Source organism: Chelatococcus sp. KU-N122, assembly GCF_055391085.1.
The window spans coordinates 5,895,989-5,912,447 of record NZ_AP043981.1 but is presented as its reverse complement, the minus strand read 5'-3'; the positions used below and the strand labels follow the sequence as shown (position 1 = coordinate 5,912,447).

The window sequence follows — 16,459 nt, the reverse complement described above, 5'->3', positions numbered from 1 at the left end:
GCCCCACAGGTTAGGAGAACTATCGTCCGTGTCTAGCTCACGATCTTTGTCGGTCAAAATGAGTCGTTCCGACGATCGAGATCGCGTGGCGAAGTGAAAATGGACTATTCGAGCCAAGCTTCAGCACGACTGGCCGCATCGGAACATTCGACGCGCCACCCGGTTATTCCGCAACAGCTCGCTTTCGGGAGGGCTGAACCATGCGCTTGCTCCATCGCGGCTCCGACGGCGAGGCCTGGCTCCTGGTGAAGGAGCGCTCGGGCGACGTCCGCGTCGAGCACCGGACCCGACAGGGGTCGCAAGCCCGCCTGGAGCTCGGCGAGTTCCTGAGCCGGCACGAGGGGCCGGCGCGGCAAGAGCTGGTCCGGCTCATTGCCACGCTGGTCGACGAAAGCGCGGCAGGCCCGGACACCACCTGACAGCCTCCACACGGCGCCGACCGGAACGAGCGCCGGCGGGCCATGATCAGGCCGGCATGACGCAACGCCTGGAGCACTTCGCTAAGACATTGTTATGGTGGTTGACGTACGAACCTACGCCGAGGTGAATCGGCTTCGTACGGTAACCGCATGTCGACCACATTGAGCCGGCTGCTCGCCGAACCGGCCCCGCTCGCCTGGCTCGAGCGCCGCTCCTGGCATTCATGGCTCGTGGTCGGCCTCGTCTGCGTCGGGGCCTTCGTCGGCCAACTCGACGCCACGATCGTCCAACTCGCGCTGCCGACGCTCGGCCGAACCTTCGAGACGTCGCTTCAGCAGGTCAGCTGGGTCGCGTTGTCCTACCTGCTGGCGTTCGCCTCGTTCCTGCCCATCTTCGGGCGGCTCTGCGAGATCGTCGGCCGCAAGAGCCTCTACATCGCTGGCTACGCGCTGTTCATCGTCGCCAGCGCGCTGTGCGGCCTCGCGACCAGCTTCGAGCAGTTGCTGGCCTTCCGCCTCCTCCAGGGGGTCGGCGGCGCGCTGCTCGGCGCCAACAGCATATCGATCCTGGTGAAGACGATCCCGGCCGAGTCGCGGGGACGCGCGCTCGGCTATTTCGCCGCGGCACAGGCCATCGGCATGAGCGCGGGACCGGCGCTCGGCGGCCTCATCCTGGAGACGCTGGGTTGGCGCTGGATTTTCTGGGTCACCGTTCCCTTCGGCGCCGCGGCCGTGGTGGTCGGGTGGCTGGCCTTGCCGCGCACGACCGACGTCGACCAGAAGAAGCCGTTCGACTGGGGCGGCTCACTGCTGATCGGGCCGGCGCTGGTGCTGATCATCGCCATGCTGAACCATGCGTCGGCATGGGGACTAGGCTCGCCGCTCACGCTCGGCAGCCTCGCGGCAGCGTCGGTGCTGTTCTGGCTGCTCATACGCCACGAGCGGGCTTCTCCGTCGCCGCTCATCGATCCGCGCCTGTTCCGAAGCATGGCGTTTTGCTGTGGAGCGCTGGCGGTCGCCCTCGCCTACGCGCTGCTTTACGGGATCTTCTTCCTGATGTCCTTTGCGCTGGAGCACGGCTATGGCGAAAGCCCGGCGCACGCCGGATTCCGTCTCGCCATCGTTCCGATCGCGATCGGCCTCACCGCGCCGTTCAGCAGCGAAATCAAGAAGCGGCTCGGCAGCCGGCGGGTCGGTATGGCGGGAATGCTGCTGTGCCTGTGCTGCGTCGCGCTTCTGGTGCTCACGGTCGGGCAATCGCCGAACCACCGGCTTTTCGACACGGTGGCCTTCATACTGGCCGGTGTCGGGCTCGGCATGTTCATCGCACCCAATAACGATGCCACCATCGCCGCGGTGCCGGCCGAGCTGTCCGGCGCCGCCGGCTCGCTGCTCAACCTGATGCGCGTGCTCGGAACCAGCCTGGGCGTCGCCGCCGGCGCGACGACGCTGGCGTGGCGCCTGCACACCGCGGCCGGAGCCGATCGGGACTGGATCTCGGCGAACAGCGACAGCCTGCTCGCCGCGGTTCGCGGCAGCCTTCCCATCCTCGCGGTACTGGTGGTGGGTGCGGCGCTGGCCGCCCGCATCGCTGCGACCAACAATGCCGCCGCGACCAACAAAGCCGGACCCGCGCGGGGTTAGGGCGCCAGACGCTCCGACCAAGTCGGCGCTCAGGGCTGCACCGGCGCCGATACCCAGAACGTGCCGTCGAAGGGCACCTGCGCGAAGCGCTCGTTGATCTCCGCCAGCGACGCGGCCGGATCGACGTCGGCGAAGGACTCCGGATGCAGCCATTTGGCGATTGCCTCGACGGCGATGATGTTGATCGGCGTATCGTTGAAGGCGTGCCACAGCCCGAAGGCGCGGCCGCGCGCGACGGCGCCGAGGCTCGCGACCAGCGGTCTGGCGATGGTCGCCCGCAGCGATACGGCGGCCGTCGCCGGCGCGACGCCGGGCCCGAGGACGAAGCCCCCGCGGGCGGCCAGATGCGCGCCGCCGGTCGCGATATAGACGTCCGGCTGGCGCGACAGGATATATTCGGCGTTGAGCTGGCCGGTCGTCCCCGGCAGCACGTCGGCACCGATATTGTCACCGCCGGCGGCGGTGATGAATTCGTCGAAGGTGCCGCGGCCCGGCGAGAAGCAGCAGTCGCTGCCGCCGGCATGGACGTGCATGAAGACTGAGGGCCGGCGCGAGAGGTGGGCGACGCGCTCGTCGATGCGGCGGCGCCGCTGCTCCCAGAAGGCGATGAGCGCCTCCGCCTGGGCTTCGCGGCCGAGCACCTGCCCCAGGATGCGCAGGCTCGGAGCGGTGTCGCGCAGGGGATGGGCGAAGAAATCGACCACCACCACCGGAATGCCCGCCGCCTCGAATTGGCGGACCTGGTCGGCCGACGCGGCGGATTCGCCGCCCAGATAGGCGCTGGCGATGACCAGATCGGGCGCGGTCGCCAGCGCGCTCTCGATGGAGAAAGTCGCGGGCGAGCCCTGGCCGATGACCGGCACCTCCGCGAGCTTCGGATAGCGCTTCAGGTAGAGCGCGAAGGTCGCTGTATCCCTCTTGAAGTCGCCGCCGAAGCCGACGATCAGGCTCGCCGCATCCGGATGGAGCAGCGTCAGTGCCGGGAAATGGCGCCCTTGCGCCAGCAGGATGCGTTTGGGCGCTCGCGGAATGGTCACCGTTCGACCGGCGACGTCGGTCAGCGTCACCGTCTCGGCGGCGGACGCGGGCGCCACCATCAGCGTCAGGCACAGGGCGGCGGCGACCGCTCTCGCCCACCGGTTCCAGCGAGACGGTTGTCGGGCCGCAGCCATCTCACACGGTCCTTGACGACCGCCCGGCCGTCGGGGCGTGATCGTGGTCATGGTCGCCGTCTTGCCGTTCGTGCGCCACGGCATGGTAATCCTCGCCGCGGTCATGATCGTGCGCGTCGCTGTACTCGCCTTCGCTCATGCCGCGCTTCCAATAGCCGATGATCAGAAAGCGGCGCCTGTCGAGGCCGCGCTCGTCGCGGACGTAGGCCTTGATGGCCCGGGCCGCTCGGGACTCCGCCCCCACCCAGACGAATGGCGCACCGCGCGCCGGCCAGGGAGCCGAACGGACCGCGTCGATGAGCGCTCGGCTCTCGCCGGGAGCGGCGCCGTTCCGGTGCAGCCACGTGATGGGCAGGCCGGGCAGCGCCTGCAGCGCCTGTTCTTCGGCCCGGTCCGGCACCTCGATGAAGGCATGCCCGCGGGCGTCGGCCGGCAGCTCCTCCAGCGACCGTGTGATCGCCGGCAGCGCCGTATGATCGCCGGCGAAGAGATACCAGTCCGCGGCACCAAGGCCGAGGCCCCCGGGCCCACCGATGCCGATCGGATCGCCGGCTTGGGCGCGCTCGGCCCACGACGCGGCAATGCCGTGCGCGCCGTGCCGCACGAAATCCACGTCGAGCTCGCCGCGCGCGCGGTCGAGCCGCCGCACGGTGTAGGTTCGGACCACCGGGCGGCGCGCATCGGGCGGCCAGACCGCTTCGCCCCGGGGTCCGCGCATCGGCCAGCAGTCGTCCCTGACGCCGGCCGGTGGTATGATCAGTTTGATGATCGAGCCGTCCGCCATGCCGGCGATCTCCGGACCGCCGAGGGTCACGCGGCGCATGAGCGGTGTGACGTTGCGGGCACCGACCACCTGAAGCACGCGGTGGCCGCGGAAGCGCAGGCTCCAGGGCTGGGCGGACGGATCTGTCATGGGGATGCCGATCATTGCGGTTGATGGACGTCGCGGGCTCCCGCCGCAGCCGTCGCCTCGGCACAGCAGCTGGCAAAGCGCAGGGCCCGGCTCAGGGCCGCCGGAATCACCGACACATGGTTCTCGCCGGCGAAGCTCACGAAGGTCACCGGCAGGGCGCCGGATGCCGACAGGCGCTGCGCCAGAGCCCCCGCCTCCTCGACCATCCGGGCCGCGGCGATCCGTGACAGGTGCGGACTGGCCGGGGCCGCTGCCGGAAGCTGCGGCTGCTCGTCGGCGCCGACCGTGACCAGCAAGCGCGGTCTCGGCCCGATCTCCGCGGGGCGTTTGAGGAACCGCGCCTCGCCGGCAAGCACCGTGCGCTCGTGCCACCAGATCGACGGGCTCGCAGCCACGTAGGCCTGAAAAGCGCCGGGCCGGCTGAACAGCGTGTGGAGCACGAACAGCCCACCGTAGGAATGGCCGAACAGCGCCTGCCGCGACCGATCGACGGGATAGTCCCGTTCGATCTGCGGCTTGAGCTCGGTCTCGATGAACGCGAGGAAGGCGTCGGCGCCCCCGAAGCGTGCGTCCGCGGGCGCCCCGGCGGGCCGCGGCGTGTAGTCGAGGGCCCGCCGGTCGAGCGCCAAGGCCGCATCGCCCGGATAGCCGATCGCCACGATCAGCATGGGCTCGACGCCGGACACCTCGGAGCGCCACGATTGCAGCCGCATCGTCTCGACGGCGGTGCCGAAGACGGCATTGCCGTCGAGCACATAGAGCACCGGGTAGCCCTTCGGCGGCGCCGCGCCCTGTGGCCGGCCGACGAAGATCCGGTAGCTCAGACCCGAACGAGCCTCGATCTCGCGCACGTCGGATCCGGGGATCGTCGCCGGCCGTTCCATCGCCATCGCCATGCCGCTCCACATCGCCACGGTGAGACCGGCGGCCACCACCCGGCGCGACGTCCTCGTGCCGCTCACCATCTGTAGGACAGGGTGGCGAGCACGGTGCGGCGCAAGCCGAATGTGCAGCTCAGCGAGGTGCAGGCCGCGACGTATTGATTGTCGAGCAGGTTCTGGGCGTTCACCTGCAGCTTCAGGCCCTTGAGGGTGGGATTGGCCGCGGCGAAGTCGTAGCTCACCACCGCATCGACCAGGCCGTAGGCGGGGATGGCGGCCGGAATCCTGCCGATGGTGGGGACGGTGAAGAAGCCCGTCGCGTCACCGTTGCTGACCCCGACGTAGCGCACCCCGCCGCCGACGGAGAGGCCCAGCAGCGGACCGCCCTGGAACGCGTATTGCGCCCACACCGAGGCCGTCTGGCGCGGCGTGCCCACCGGCGGCTGGCCGATCTCGGCGGCGACATTGCTCTTTTCGACCCGCGCGTCGATGTAGGAATAGCCGGCGATCAGGTCCAAGCCTTCCGTAAGCGTGGCGCGGCCCTCGATCTCGATGCCGCGCGAGCGCACCTCGCCGGTCTGCACGGAGAATCCGGTGTTGACCGGGTCGGCCGTCAGCACGTTCTGCTGGGTCAGCTGGTACACCGACATCTGGACGAAGGCGTTCATGCCCGGCGGCTGGTACTTCACCCCCGCCTCGTACTGCTCGCCGGTGGTGGGCTCGAACGGGGTGCCGCCGAACCCGAGCGTGGTGACGGGGTCGAACGACGTCGAATAGCTGAGGTAGGGCGCCACACCGTTGTCGAAGAGGTAGAGCAGCGCCGCGCGGCCGGTGACGGCCCGGTCGTTGATCTTCGTGCTGGCGCCGGTGGCGCGGGTGACGATGTCCGATTTTGCCCAGTCGGAGCGGATGCCCGCCAAGAGGACGAACCGGTCCCACTTGATCTGGTCTTGCAGATAGATGCCGAGCTGGCTCGCCTCCTGATCGGTGTAGGCGGCCGCAGCCGGCGTGAAGGACTGGTAGTAGAGCGGCGCCAGCAGGCTGATCGGCTTGACGGTGCCGCCAAAGCCGATGCCGGCGCTGGAATCGCCGTACTGGTAGTCCAGGCCCAGCAGCACCTTGTGGCGCAGCTCTCCCGTGTTGAAGCGCGCTTCGACCTGGGTATCGGTGCTGAGGGCGGCCAGGTGCTCGCGCGAATAGGTGGCCCGCCGGGTGATGATCGATTGCCCCGGCATAGTCAGCGCTGCGGCGGCGATGGTCTTGAAATAGGTGTCCAAGTCCATGAAGCGGACGTTCTGGCGCACCGTGAACACGTCGTTGAAGTGATGCTCGAACTCGTAGCCGATCATCGCTTCCTTGCGGCTGAAGCCCTCGAAGATCGGATCGCCCGGGAAGAACTTGGTCGAGATCTTGCCGTTCTTGTTGGGAAGAATCGAGCCGACGGCAGGGATGAAGCCGTAGAAGCCCGTCTCCGGGTCGTTCTGGTATTTGGCCAGCACCGTGAACGTCGTGGCACCGTCCGGCTTCCAGGTGAAGGCAGGCGCGATATAAATGCGCTCGTCGCGCGTGTACTGCACCTGCGTGTCGCCGGCCCGCGTCAGGCCGGTCACCCGGTACAGGAGCGTCTTCTCGGGATTGACGGGGCCGCCGATGTCGAAGGCCGCCTCCTTCTCGCCGTAGCTGCCGACGCGGAACAGCACCTCGCCGAACGGGTCGGGCGGCGGCTTCTTGCTGATCATGTTGATGATGCCGGCCGGATTGCCTTGTCCGTAGAGGACCGACGCCGGGCCGCGCAGCACCTCGATGCGCGAAAGACCGTAAGGCTCGACCGTCGGGATGCCGTAGTTGATGGCCCGCTGCAGCTTCAGCCCGTCCAGGTAATTGATGTAGTTGGCGGCCGTCCCGCCGCCGCCGAAGCCGCGGACGAAGACGCTGTCGTAGCGGCCAGGCCGAGCCTCCGAGACGACGCCGGGGGTATAGCGCAGGGCCTGGCTGACGCTCTGCGCCGCCTGGTCCTCGATCTGCTGGCTGGGAACGACGCTGATGGACTGCGGCGTCTCGATCAGGGCGCTGTCGGTCTTGGTGCCGGTGGCGCTACGGCTGGCGACGTAGCCGTTGACCGGGCCGGTCGCCGTCTCGGCCGGCCGCCCGTCTCCAGCCCCCGCGCCGGCGCTGCCACCCTGCACGTCGATGGTCGGCAGGCTGACGCCCTGCGCCAGGGCACCTCCGGACAACAATGCTAGAACTGCTCCAATCGGCAGCGCCACCTTGTAGCGCAAATTCACCGTCACCCCAGTCGCGCTCATCGACCATCCAACTATTCGCAAGATCGATTGTCGCGCGGCGCGCGCCAAACACGATCAAGAAGCTAACAGAGCGGTCGTAGCGGAGCGAAATAAACGGATCAACGAACGTGACTTTCGTTTCACGTACTCATTCTTTCGATGAACTTTAGAATCTCTAGAAAAATCGGACGCCTTGCTGGTGACGGTGGGGAACGCTTGCCCCCGCCGTCGAATGATTCAGGCCCAGGAACCGGCGGGCGCGCCCGATACGTCATCCTCGGCAAAGTCGGTCGAGAGCGTGACGTCCTTCCAGGCGTCGTATTCGGCGCGGAGGCTCGCGAGCTTCTGGTCGACGAGCTTGCTCGCGTCCGACCCGAGCAGGAGGTGCGCTGGCGGATTGGCGCTGTTCACGAGCTTCACCACCGCGTCGCCGAGCTTCGCCGGATTGCCGAGCTGGTTGCCGCTCATCCGCAGCCGCCGCTCCCGGATGGGGTTCATCAGCGCGTCGTAGTCCTCGATTCCCCGCGGCGCGCGTGCCATGGATCGGCCGGCCCAATCGGTACGGAACGAGCCGGGCTCGACCGCCGTGACGTGGATGCCGAAATCCTTCACCTCCTTGCCGAGCGCTTCCGAGAGGCCTTCGAGCGCGAACTTGGAGCCGTGGTAGAAGCTCAGGCCCGGCAGGGTGATCAGGCCCCCCATCGACGTGATGTTGACGATGTGCCCGGAGCGGCGCGCGCGCATGTGCGGCAGGACGGCCTTGGTCACGCCGACGGCGCCGAAGACGTTCACGTCGAACTGGCGGCGCAGATCCTCGAGGCTCGATTCCTCGAGCGTCCCCTCGTGCCCGTAGCCGGCATTGTTGACCAGGATGTCGATCGGGCCGACCTCGCGTTCGATGCGATCGACCGTCGGTCGGATCTTCGCGTCGTCGGTCACGTCGAGGATCACGCCGAACGACCGGCCCGGGGCCAGCGCCGCGAACGCCTTCCGCTGGTCGTCGTTGCGCAGCGTGCCGACGACGCGATCACCGGCAGCCAGTGCCGCGTCGGCGATGGCCCGGCCGAAGCCGGAGCTCACGCCCGTGATGAACCAGGTTTTCATGGGAAATCCTTTGTTGCATTCCGGCGGCTTCCGCCGTCGTCCAAGATGTAGCGCGGCTCGATTGCTGAGATAACAGGCTGGATCATTCGCGAGGTATTGAGTAAAATTCAGCAATGGTGCGCATTGAGCCCAACGATCTCGCCACCTTTCTCGCCATCGCCCGACACCGGAGTTTTCGGAAGGCGGCGGATGAGATGGGCGTCACGTCGTCCGCCCTCAGCCATGCCCTTCGCGCCCTGGAAGAGCATCTGGGCGTGCGGCTCCTCAACCGGACGACGCGTAGCGTCGCCCTCACCGAAGCCGGCGAACGGCTCCGGGCCCGCATTGCACCGGCCTTTCGCGATATCGCCGACGCGCTGGACGACCTCAACACCTTCCGGGATACGCCGGCCGGCACGTTGCGCATCAACGCCGCAAGGGCATCGACGCAGATCGTTCTTCTGCCGACGGTGACGCGGTTCCTCGCAGCCTACCCCGCCGTAACCGTCGACATCGTCGTCAACAACGCCTTCGTCGACATGGTATCGGAGGGCTTCGATGCCGGTGTCCGCTTCGGCGAGGTCATCGCCCACGACATGATCGCCGTGCCGCTCGGCCCGCCTCAGCGTTCCGCCTACGTCGCCTCGCCCGATTTTCTCCGACGCTATCCGAAACCCACGATGCCCGCGGAGCTCAAGGGCCTGCCCTGCATCCGCTTCCGCTTCGAAAGCGGTCGGTACTACGCCTGGGAGTTCGAGCGCGACGGCGTCGAGCTGTCGGTCGAGGTCGATGGGCCGCTCACGCTCGGAGAGCAGGATCTGGCGATCCAGGCGGCGCTCGATGGCGCGGGGATTGCCTTTGCCTTCGAAGCGCAGGTCGAGGAGCTCCTCGCCCAAGGGCGGCTGGTGCGGATCCTCGAGGACTGGTGCCCCTCCTATCCCGGGTTCTATCTCTACTATCCGAGCCGGCGTCAGTTGCCCGCAACCCTGAGGGCCTTTGTCGATTTTGCCAGGACGGCGAGGGTCTAAAGCACGATCTCAAGAAGTGGACACCGGTTTTTGGAACCGAAGGTCCGCGTCAGCGAATAGATCATGCCGAGAGAACGCCATAGAGCGGGATGATTCGAAGAAAAATCATCCCGCTCTAGACCTCGAACGGATGACCCTTGATCCGCGCCGTTGGCCTCCGCCTTCGACGGGCGGCCGTCAGCGCAGGCCGCTGGGCTGGACGCCGAAGCGCTTGCGGAATGCGGTCGACAGGTACGCCGGCGTGTAGCCTACCTCATAGGCGGCCTCGGCCACGGTGAGCTCGCCGCTGGCAATGATCTTGTAGGCCATCTGCAGCCGCTGCTCCTGCAGCACGGCCTGCACCGTGCCCCCGAAGGCGCGGCGGAAACCGCTGTTCAGCTTGCGCACGTTGAGCCCCACCCGTCTGGCCAGTTCTTCCACGCCCGGCGGCTCCCGCAGGGCCCCGAACAGGATGTCGCGGGCCGCCTGCACCTGCTCCAGCTCCGACGCGCGCAACCGCGTCGCCAGCCGCTGCCGCTGAAGCTCGGGCGCAAACTGCTCCAGCGCGAGCGCGACGAGCTCCAGGGCCTTGCCCAGGCGATATAGGCGGTGGGTTGGCCGTTGCGCCACCGACGAGGCAATCTGGGTCGCGGCCGAACGGGTCGCGGCGTCGAGGGCGCCGGTGAAGACCATGGCGCTTCCGCCGGCGCCGTGGCCCAGGTCGCCGATCCAGTCCGACAGATCCACGCCGATCTCGGCGCGCACCACCTCCGGGTCGACGTGCACGATGGCATAGCGGTCGGGCACGGCGTCGTCGAACTCCTGGTAGCGGCGGTGCTCGCCGCGGCTCAGAATCATGACCACTGCGGGCGCCTGCACCGAAACCGGCGGGCGGTCGTCGATGCGCAGCGTGGTGCCCCCGGACAGCTTGACGACGATCTTGAGGCCTTCGCCCAACGGCGTCTCGACATGACGCCGCGGACGACACGCGATCTCGCCCGCGGCAACGACAAGCCGGCCGTCGAGGTGGACCGACACCTCGCGCGAACGATGGGGAGGTAATTCTTCCGGCTGAGCGGCGAGCATGAACTTTGGTAGTGCTGAGCGCAGCTGAATGAAAGCCCTTTGATATTTTATTGGAACGATTCAAATTCCATATCTATATTCGACGATGTGAACACTGTACTCGGCGCCGTTCCGGCGGGGAGGTCGGCGACGACTGCTCGTCGCACCGATAGGCCGTCCGGCGCGACCGCAGCGCCGGACGCCGGTTGCCGCTCCCGCGGAAATAAGCCAGTACGTCGGGCACGCTGGAGCGGCCTCGCCATCCTGGCATGGTCCGTGCGCCCGCGTGGGCGTCCGGCTGCCGAACCGCTGACCGGCGCGGTGCGATCACGCCCCTGGGCGGGAGTTGCTGAAGGACCGAGCACGCGATGACAACGTCCGAGACCGCCATCCCCGAGGCCCTGACACCGGAGCGGATCGAGCGGTTGCAGCGCCACATCGCCGAGGGCACGCCCCATGCCAGGGCGATCGGCCTCGCCCTTGAAAAAGCCGCGCGCGGCCACGCCTGGCTCACCCTGCCCTATCAGCCCATGTTCGTCGGCGACAATCGCACCGGTGTCATGCACGGCGGCGTCATCACCGCGCTGCTGGATCATACCGCCGGCGCCGCCGTGCAGGTGACGCAGCCGGTGCAGGCGGCGATCGCCACGCTGGACCTGCGCATCGACTATATGAAGCCGGCAACAAGCGGGGTCGCGGTCCACGCCCACGCCCACTGCTACAAGATGACCAAGAACATCGCCTTCGTCCGGGCCATCGCCTACCAGAACGGCGAGGACGACCTCATCGCCAACGCGGTGGCCACCTTCATGCTGTCCGCCAACCGCACGGTCATGGGTCGAGACGCTCCAGCGACGCTCCCCGCTCCGTCGCCGCGCACCGCGCCATCGGGCGACACCCTCGATCTCATGCCCTATGCGCGGTTTCTGGGCGTCGAGGTCGAGCAGGACGGCCCGACCGTCACCTCGATCCTGCGCTTCGGGCCTCACCTGATCGGCAATCCCGTGCTGCCGGCCCTGCACGGCGGCGCCATCGGTGCCTTCCTCGAGACGGCCGCCATGCTGCAGGTCGCGGCCGAGATGGGCGGAGGCCGCTCCCCCAAGCCGATCGGCATCACCGTCAACTACCTGCGCTCGGGCCGGCCCGTCGATACCTTCGCCCGCACCACGATCACCAAGGAGGGCCGGCGCGTCGCCGCCATCGCCGTGGAAGCCTGGCAGGACGACCCGCAAAAGCCGATCGCCAGCGCCTACGGCCATTTTCTGCTCAAGCCCGATTGAACCCGGACCGCGTGGGATCACCCGCAATGCAGTGGGGATGCTACGGCCGCGACTCACCCGGCATCAGGGCGACACTTTGCGGGCGTCGCGCGCCATGGTCAGGCAGACCAGCAGTTCCACGTAGCTGTTGGGCGCATCGCTGCTGCCGGCCGTCCGCCGACACGTCTCGCGATCGGCCGGGCTGAAGCTGCCCCATTGCTTGGTGATGCTGGCCTTGGCGGCGCGCTCGTCGTTCATGCACCCGCTGGGCACGCCATTCGCCGTGTTGCCCGAGTCGGCGGCCGTGCGGCAGGTCTCCCGCAGATTGAACGAAGGAACGCCCACGGGTGCCGCCAGCGCGCCCGCCGCGCCCAGGCAGAGCGCCATCACGCCTAAAATCAGAGATTTCACGCCGGCCTCCTCGACCCTTGGAGTCGCCCGACGAAATCTTGCTCGCATTCCCGCCGAATTTGCGGCGGAAACGGTATGACGCGACCGGGTGGACCCACCCGATCGCCGGCAGCGCACCAGATCCAACAACCTGGAATGGGATTGTTCGGGCCGATGAGCCGACCCGATCGGGACGAAGCTCGAGGACTCAGGCTTCCTGGAGGATGAGCACCTGAGGCGGTCCATCCATGAATTGCCCCATCTCCTTGCCGAGCGCCCGGAAATGGTCGGTCTTGCGATGCTCGTCGATCGCCGCCTGGTCCTTGTAGCGCTCGATGAACACGTAAGTCGCGGGTTCGGGCGAGCGGTGCAGGCGGTAATATTCGCAGCCCGGCTCATTGGCGGCGACCTTGTCCTGCAGCTCCTTGGCCACCTTCTCGAAGCCCGCCTCCTGGCCTGGCTTCACCTTGATCGTGGCGACAATCGATACCATGCGCGTTTCCTCCATCTTGCCGAGACCGTGAGCCATAGCGCAAGGCTGGAGCGAAAGCGACGGGGCCGCGAGCAGCGCGGTGATGCGCCAAACGAAAGGCCCTCCCTCGGCCTAGACCGAAGAAGGGCCAGCTCATACGCGAGCAGAATGTCGAGGCGGGGCTGGGGGGGCTTTGGTGCCTCGACATTTGCTCAACGGCCGAGGCGGCCCATGGTTCCAATGCGCCGAAAAATTTTATGCGGCGTGGGCAGGCAGCCATTCCTCAGTGAAGACCGCCGAGCGCCCAGATCAGGATCAGGATCGGAATCGGCACGCCGAGGAGCCACAGCAGACCGTAGCGGAACATGAGCGAGTCCTTCCTCCACACAACTACATGTGTGTGGAGAACCACGCCGCCGCGCCCAGGTTCCGCAGCGTGGGCGCGGCGCGGTCAGCCGTCTCTATCAGCTCTCTCGCTCAGCCGTCGCGATCAGCCGTCGCGATCAGCCGTCTCTTGGGCGATCCAGGCAGCCGTCGCATCGTCGGCGGTCGCCTCCAGGACCATGATCGCCGGCGTTTCGTAGGGGTGCACCGCCTTGAGCGCCGCCACGAGCGCGTCGCGCCGGGCCGCCCGCGTCTTGAGGACGACCACCGCCTCGCGGCCCTCCTCGATCTCGCCCTGCCAGGCGTAGACCGATTGCATGCCCGGAATGATGTGGACGCAGGCGGCCAGCCGGCGGCTCACCAGGTCGCGCGCCACGTCCGCCGCCAGCCGCTCATCGGGAAAGGTCGTGTAGACGAGAAGCGGCTTGTCCATTTATGTCTCCATCGCGACCCGACGGGGCTCGAGCGCTTCTCGTGCGATTGGGCGGATTCATCCAATCGCACGAGAAGCGCTCCGGAATCAAAGAGTTGGGAGCATATCCTGCAATCGGACGATCGCATCCGACGGCAAGACGTGCTCCAGACGGAGCCCACCGGGCGCCAAGGCAGGCCATGCACCAGCGGTATCCGACCATCGGCTTCGTTTCCAGCGACACGCCCGAGGCGCGCGCTTCGCTGGAGCGGCTTGAGGCCCGCTACGGCGGCATCGACCCGGTCGAGGCGAGCGTCGTCGTCGCGCTCGGCGGCGACGGCCTGATGCTGCAGACGCTGCATCGCTTCATGGATTCGCGGAAGCCGATCTACGGCATGCATCGGGGCACCGTCGGCTTCCTGATGAACGACTATTGCGAAGACAATTTGATCGAGCGGCTCGATGCCGCCCAGCGCAGCATCATCCATCCGCTGCTGATGACCGCCCGTGACGGCGACGGCGGGGCGCACCAGGCACGGGCCATCAACGAAGTGGCGCTGCTGCGCCAATCCTACCAGGCCGCCAAGCTCAGGATCACCGTGGACGGCAAGGTGCGGCTGGAGGAACTGACCGCCGACGGCGTGCTCGTCGCCACCCCGGCCGGCTCCACCGCCTACAACCTCTCGGCCAACGGGCCGATCCTGCCGCTCAATGCGCCGCTGCTGGCGCTCACGCCGATGGCGCCGTTCCGGCCGCGGCGCTGGCGCGGCGCACTGCTGCCGGACTACGCGCGGATCGGCATCGACGTGCTGGAGGCGGACAAGCGGCCGGTGTCGGCCGTCGCCGACGCCGCCGAGGTCCGCGCCGTCGCCCGGGTCGACGTGCAGATGGACCACAGCACCGATCTGGTGCTGCTGCACGACCCGGGCCACAGCCTCGACGAGCGCATTCTGCGCGAGCAATTCGGCTACTGACGCCGCGACAGCAGCCCTGGCAATATCACTGAGCGAGGAGACGACGCCCATGGCAGAGACGGCCAAAGCCCACGCACCGCATCCGCGCGGCGGGCTCTATTTCGAGGATTTCACCGTCGGCCAGGTGTTCCAGCATCGCCTGACCCGCACCGTCACCCAGATGGACAACATGCTGTTCTCCAACATGACGCTCAACCCCCAGCCGCTACACATCGATGCGCACTTCTGCGCCACCGAGACGGACTGGGGGCAGCCGATCATGAACTCGCTGTTCACGCTCGGGCTGATGATCGGCATCTCGGTCAACGACACCACGGTCGGCACCACCATCGGCAATCTGGGCATGTCGGACGTGAAGTTCCCGGCGCCGCTGTTCGAGGGCGACACCATCCGGGTGACCAGCGAGATCGCGGCGACCCGCGAGTCGCGCTCGCGCCCCACCGCCGGCATCGTCGACTTCATCCACCGCGCCTACAAGCAGGACGGCACGCTGGTGGCCGAGTGCCGGCGCCAGGCCTTCATGCTCAAGCGCCCGACCGCCTGAGACGCCCCATGCGCTCCTATCTGTTCGTGCCGGGCGACAGCCCCCGGAAAATGGCCAAGGCGATGGAGTCCGGCGCCGACGCGCTGATCCTCGATCTGGAGGATTCGGTCGCCGCCGGCGAGAAGGACAAGGCCCGCGTGGTGACGCGCGACGTGCTGAAGGAGGCGCGCGGCGCCGCGGGCGGGCCGCGCCTCTTCGTCCGCGTCAACGCGCTCGACACCGGCCTGACCGACCTCGACCTCGCGGCGGTCATGGCCGAGGGGCCGTATGGCATCGTCCTGCCCAAGTCGGGCGGCGGCGCCGATATCTCCCATCTCGGCGCCAAGCTCGCGGTGCACGAGGCCGAGAACGATCTCGCCGACGGCGCCACCCGCATCCTGCCGGTCGCCACCGAGACCGGCGCCAGCATCTTCGCGCTCGGCACCTACGCCGGCTCGAGCCGGCGGCTGCTCGGCCTCTCCTGGGGCGCCGAGGATCTGTCCGCCGACATCGGCGCGCAGACCAACAAGCGTGACGACGGCCAGTTCTCCGAGCCTTTTCGCCTGGTGCGCTCGCTGCTGCTGTTCGCCGCCGCGGCCGCCGGCGTCGATGCCGTCGACAGCGTGTTCACCAACCTGAAAGACCTGGACGCCCTCGATCGTGAATGCCGCGAGTCGGTGCGCGATGGATTTGTCGGCAAGCTGGCCGTGCACCCGGCCCAGATTCCCGTGATCCACGAGCGCTTCACCCCCTCGCCCGACGCCATCGCCCATGCGCAGGCCATCGTCGACGCCTTTGCCGCCGACCCGACGCTCGGCGTCGTCGCCATCGGGGGCGATATGATCGACCGCCCGCACCTGGTCCGCGCCGAACGGGTCCTGGCGCGGGTGGGGCGGCGCGAGCCTTAGGGGGACGCCGCCGCCGATCGCGACGGCGAAACCGCGCGCCGCCTATCGCGGCCCGGAATCGCCGCCGCCCGGCGGCCGGACGATGGAGAATACCTCGTCGACGACCGAATAGTCGCGGTAGCCGAGTCGGGCGATCGGCTGCATCGCCGCGGTGTCGACGATGCCGTCGGTGATGAAGCGGTCGTCGATATAGACGCCGACGACCTGGCCGAGCACCAGCCACCAGTCGGTCGGGCCGCCAGCCAGATCGTCGAGCTCGACCGTCCTGAGCCAGCGGCATTCCAGCGCCGCCGCGATGCCCTTGACCCGCGGCGGCCTGACCATCCGCGACGGCTCCATGCCCAGCCCGGCGACCTCGAACTCGCTCTCGCCCCGCGGCAGCGGCGCCGAGGTCTCGCTCATCGCATGGCGCAGGTCGAAGGTGGCGATGTTGCAGACGAACTCGTGCGTCTCGTCGATGAAGGCGACGCTGTCCTTGTAGCCGTTGCTGGAAAAGGCGACGATGCCGGGATCGGTGGCGACGGCATTGAAGAAGCTGTAGGGCGCCAGATTGATCTCGCCCCTGGCGCTCACGGCGCTGATCCAGCCGATCGGCCGCGGCACGATCAGGGCCTTCAGCGGATCGTGGCGGATGCTCGGCGGACGGGCGGCGGCTTCATAGAACACGA

General features: G+C 67.9%; 18 protein-coding genes. 7 read left to right on the top strand and 11 right to left on the bottom strand.

What is annotated here, in order from left to right; genetic code table 11:
- The first annotated feature begins 200 nt into the window (after nucleotides 1-200).
- Both ACZ5PO_RS26625 and ACZ5PO_RS26620 read left to right on the top strand, forming a co-directional pair.
- Complete coding sequence (locus ACZ5PO_RS26625) at nucleotides 201-419, top strand: hypothetical protein (protein WP_464185085.1); 219 nt, start codon at nucleotides 201-203, stop codon at nucleotides 417-419.
- Between the two features lie 150 nt (nucleotides 420-569).
- A complete protein-coding gene (locus ACZ5PO_RS26620) occupies nucleotides 570-2,063 on the top strand; it encodes an MFS transporter (RefSeq protein WP_464185084.1) in 1,494 nt (497 codons plus the stop codon).
- A 29-nt stretch (nucleotides 2,064-2,092) separates the two neighbouring features.
- On the opposite strand, the gene ACZ5PO_RS26615 is transcribed toward ACZ5PO_RS26620, so the two are convergent.
- The 5 genes from ACZ5PO_RS26615 to ACZ5PO_RS26595 all read right to left on the bottom strand — a co-directional run bounded on the left by ACZ5PO_RS26615 (nucleotide 2,093) and on the right by ACZ5PO_RS26595 (nucleotide 8,418).
- On the bottom strand, nucleotides 2,093-3,235 hold the full coding sequence (locus tag ACZ5PO_RS26615; protein WP_464185083.1) for an ABC transporter substrate-binding protein: 1,143 nt from the start codon (nucleotides 3,233-3,235) through the stop codon (nucleotides 2,093-2,095).
- A 1-nt stretch (nucleotide 3,236) separates the two neighbouring features.
- Nucleotides 3,237-4,148: a siderophore-interacting protein gene (locus ACZ5PO_RS26610; RefSeq protein ID WP_464185081.1), complete on the bottom strand. Its 912-nt coding sequence runs from the start codon at nucleotides 4,146-4,148 to the stop codon at nucleotides 3,237-3,239.
- A gap of 11 nt (nucleotides 4,149-4,159) precedes the next feature.
- Nucleotides 4,160-5,083: an alpha/beta hydrolase gene (locus tag ACZ5PO_RS26605; RefSeq protein ID WP_464185079.1), complete on the bottom strand. Its 924-nt coding sequence runs from the start codon at nucleotides 5,081-5,083 to the stop codon at nucleotides 4,160-4,162.
- A gap of 23 nt (nucleotides 5,084-5,106) precedes the next feature.
- On the bottom strand, nucleotides 5,107-7,335 hold the full coding sequence (locus tag ACZ5PO_RS26600; protein ID WP_464185078.1) for a TonB-dependent siderophore receptor: 2,229 nt from the start codon (nucleotides 7,333-7,335) through the stop codon (nucleotides 5,107-5,109).
- A gap of 216 nt (nucleotides 7,336-7,551) precedes the next feature.
- Complete coding sequence (locus ACZ5PO_RS26595; RefSeq protein WP_464185077.1) at nucleotides 7,552-8,418, bottom strand: oxidoreductase; 867 nt, start codon at nucleotides 8,416-8,418, stop codon at nucleotides 7,552-7,554.
- A 113-nt stretch (nucleotides 8,419-8,531) separates the two neighbouring features.
- On the opposite strand from ACZ5PO_RS26595, the gene ACZ5PO_RS26590 reads away from it, so the two are divergent.
- Nucleotides 8,532-9,425 (top strand): LysR family transcriptional regulator, encoded by an 894-nt coding sequence (locus tag ACZ5PO_RS26590; protein ID WP_464185076.1) that lies wholly within the window; start codon nucleotides 8,532-8,534, stop codon nucleotides 9,423-9,425.
- A gap of 177 nt (nucleotides 9,426-9,602) precedes the next feature.
- On the opposite strand, the gene ACZ5PO_RS26585 is transcribed toward ACZ5PO_RS26590, so the two are convergent.
- Entirely contained in the window at nucleotides 9,603-10,490 is an 888-nt protein-coding gene (locus tag ACZ5PO_RS26585) for a helix-turn-helix transcriptional regulator (protein ID WP_464185074.1), read from the bottom strand.
- Nucleotides 10,491-10,837: 347 nt separating this feature from the next.
- Between ACZ5PO_RS26585 and ACZ5PO_RS26580 the strand changes: the two genes are divergently transcribed.
- Nucleotides 10,838-11,749, top strand: a complete 912-nt coding sequence (locus ACZ5PO_RS26580) for a PaaI family thioesterase (RefSeq protein WP_464185073.1) — start codon at nucleotides 10,838-10,840, stop codon at nucleotides 11,747-11,749.
- 63 nt (nucleotides 11,750-11,812) lie between these two features.
- On the opposite strand, the gene ACZ5PO_RS26575 is transcribed toward ACZ5PO_RS26580, so the two are convergent.
- From ACZ5PO_RS26575 to cutA, 4 genes are all read right to left on the bottom strand, one after another.
- Nucleotides 11,813-12,139: a hypothetical protein gene (locus tag ACZ5PO_RS26575; protein ID WP_464185072.1), complete on the bottom strand. Its 327-nt coding sequence runs from the start codon at nucleotides 12,137-12,139 to the stop codon at nucleotides 11,813-11,815.
- A gap of 187 nt (nucleotides 12,140-12,326) precedes the next feature.
- The gene (locus ACZ5PO_RS26570; protein WP_464185071.1) at nucleotides 12,327-12,611 is read right to left on the bottom strand and encodes a putative quinol monooxygenase; all 285 of its coding nucleotides are present in this window, start codon (nucleotides 12,609-12,611) and stop codon (nucleotides 12,327-12,329) included.
- Between the two features lie 262 nt (nucleotides 12,612-12,873).
- Nucleotides 12,874-13,002, bottom strand: coding sequence for a hypothetical protein (locus tag ACZ5PO_RS26565; RefSeq protein ID WP_464185070.1), 129 nt, complete (start codon nucleotides 13,000-13,002; stop codon nucleotides 12,874-12,876).
- Nucleotides 13,003-13,080: 78 nt separating this feature from the next.
- Complete coding sequence (cutA, locus tag ACZ5PO_RS26560) at nucleotides 13,081-13,407, bottom strand: divalent-cation tolerance protein CutA (RefSeq protein WP_464185068.1); 327 nt, start codon at nucleotides 13,405-13,407, stop codon at nucleotides 13,081-13,083.
- 179 nt (nucleotides 13,408-13,586) lie between these two features.
- Here cutA and ACZ5PO_RS26555 point away from each other — a divergent pair, with 179 nt between their 5' ends.
- The 3 genes from ACZ5PO_RS26555 to ACZ5PO_RS26545 are packed head-to-tail and all read left to right on the top strand — an operon-like array spanning nucleotide 13,587 to nucleotide 15,791.
- Nucleotides 13,587-14,360: an NAD kinase gene (locus ACZ5PO_RS26555; RefSeq protein ID WP_464185067.1), complete on the top strand. Its 774-nt coding sequence runs from the start codon at nucleotides 13,587-13,589 to the stop codon at nucleotides 14,358-14,360.
- A gap of 49 nt (nucleotides 14,361-14,409) precedes the next feature.
- The gene (locus ACZ5PO_RS26550) at nucleotides 14,410-14,904 is read left to right on the top strand and encodes a MaoC family dehydratase (protein WP_464185066.1); all 495 of its coding nucleotides are present in this window, start codon (nucleotides 14,410-14,412) and stop codon (nucleotides 14,902-14,904) included.
- 8 nt (nucleotides 14,905-14,912) lie between these two features.
- The gene (locus ACZ5PO_RS26545) at nucleotides 14,913-15,791 is read left to right on the top strand and encodes an HpcH/HpaI aldolase/citrate lyase family protein (protein WP_464185065.1); all 879 of its coding nucleotides are present in this window, start codon (nucleotides 14,913-14,915) and stop codon (nucleotides 15,789-15,791) included.
- Between the two features lie 42 nt (nucleotides 15,792-15,833).
- Here ACZ5PO_RS26545 and ACZ5PO_RS26540 read toward each other — a convergent pair whose 3' ends face one another.
- The gene (locus ACZ5PO_RS26540; protein ID WP_464185064.1) at nucleotides 15,834-16,457 is read right to left on the bottom strand and encodes a flavin reductase family protein; all 624 of its coding nucleotides are present in this window, start codon (nucleotides 16,455-16,457) and stop codon (nucleotides 15,834-15,836) included.
- Nucleotides 16,458-16,459 lie beyond the last annotated feature (2 nt).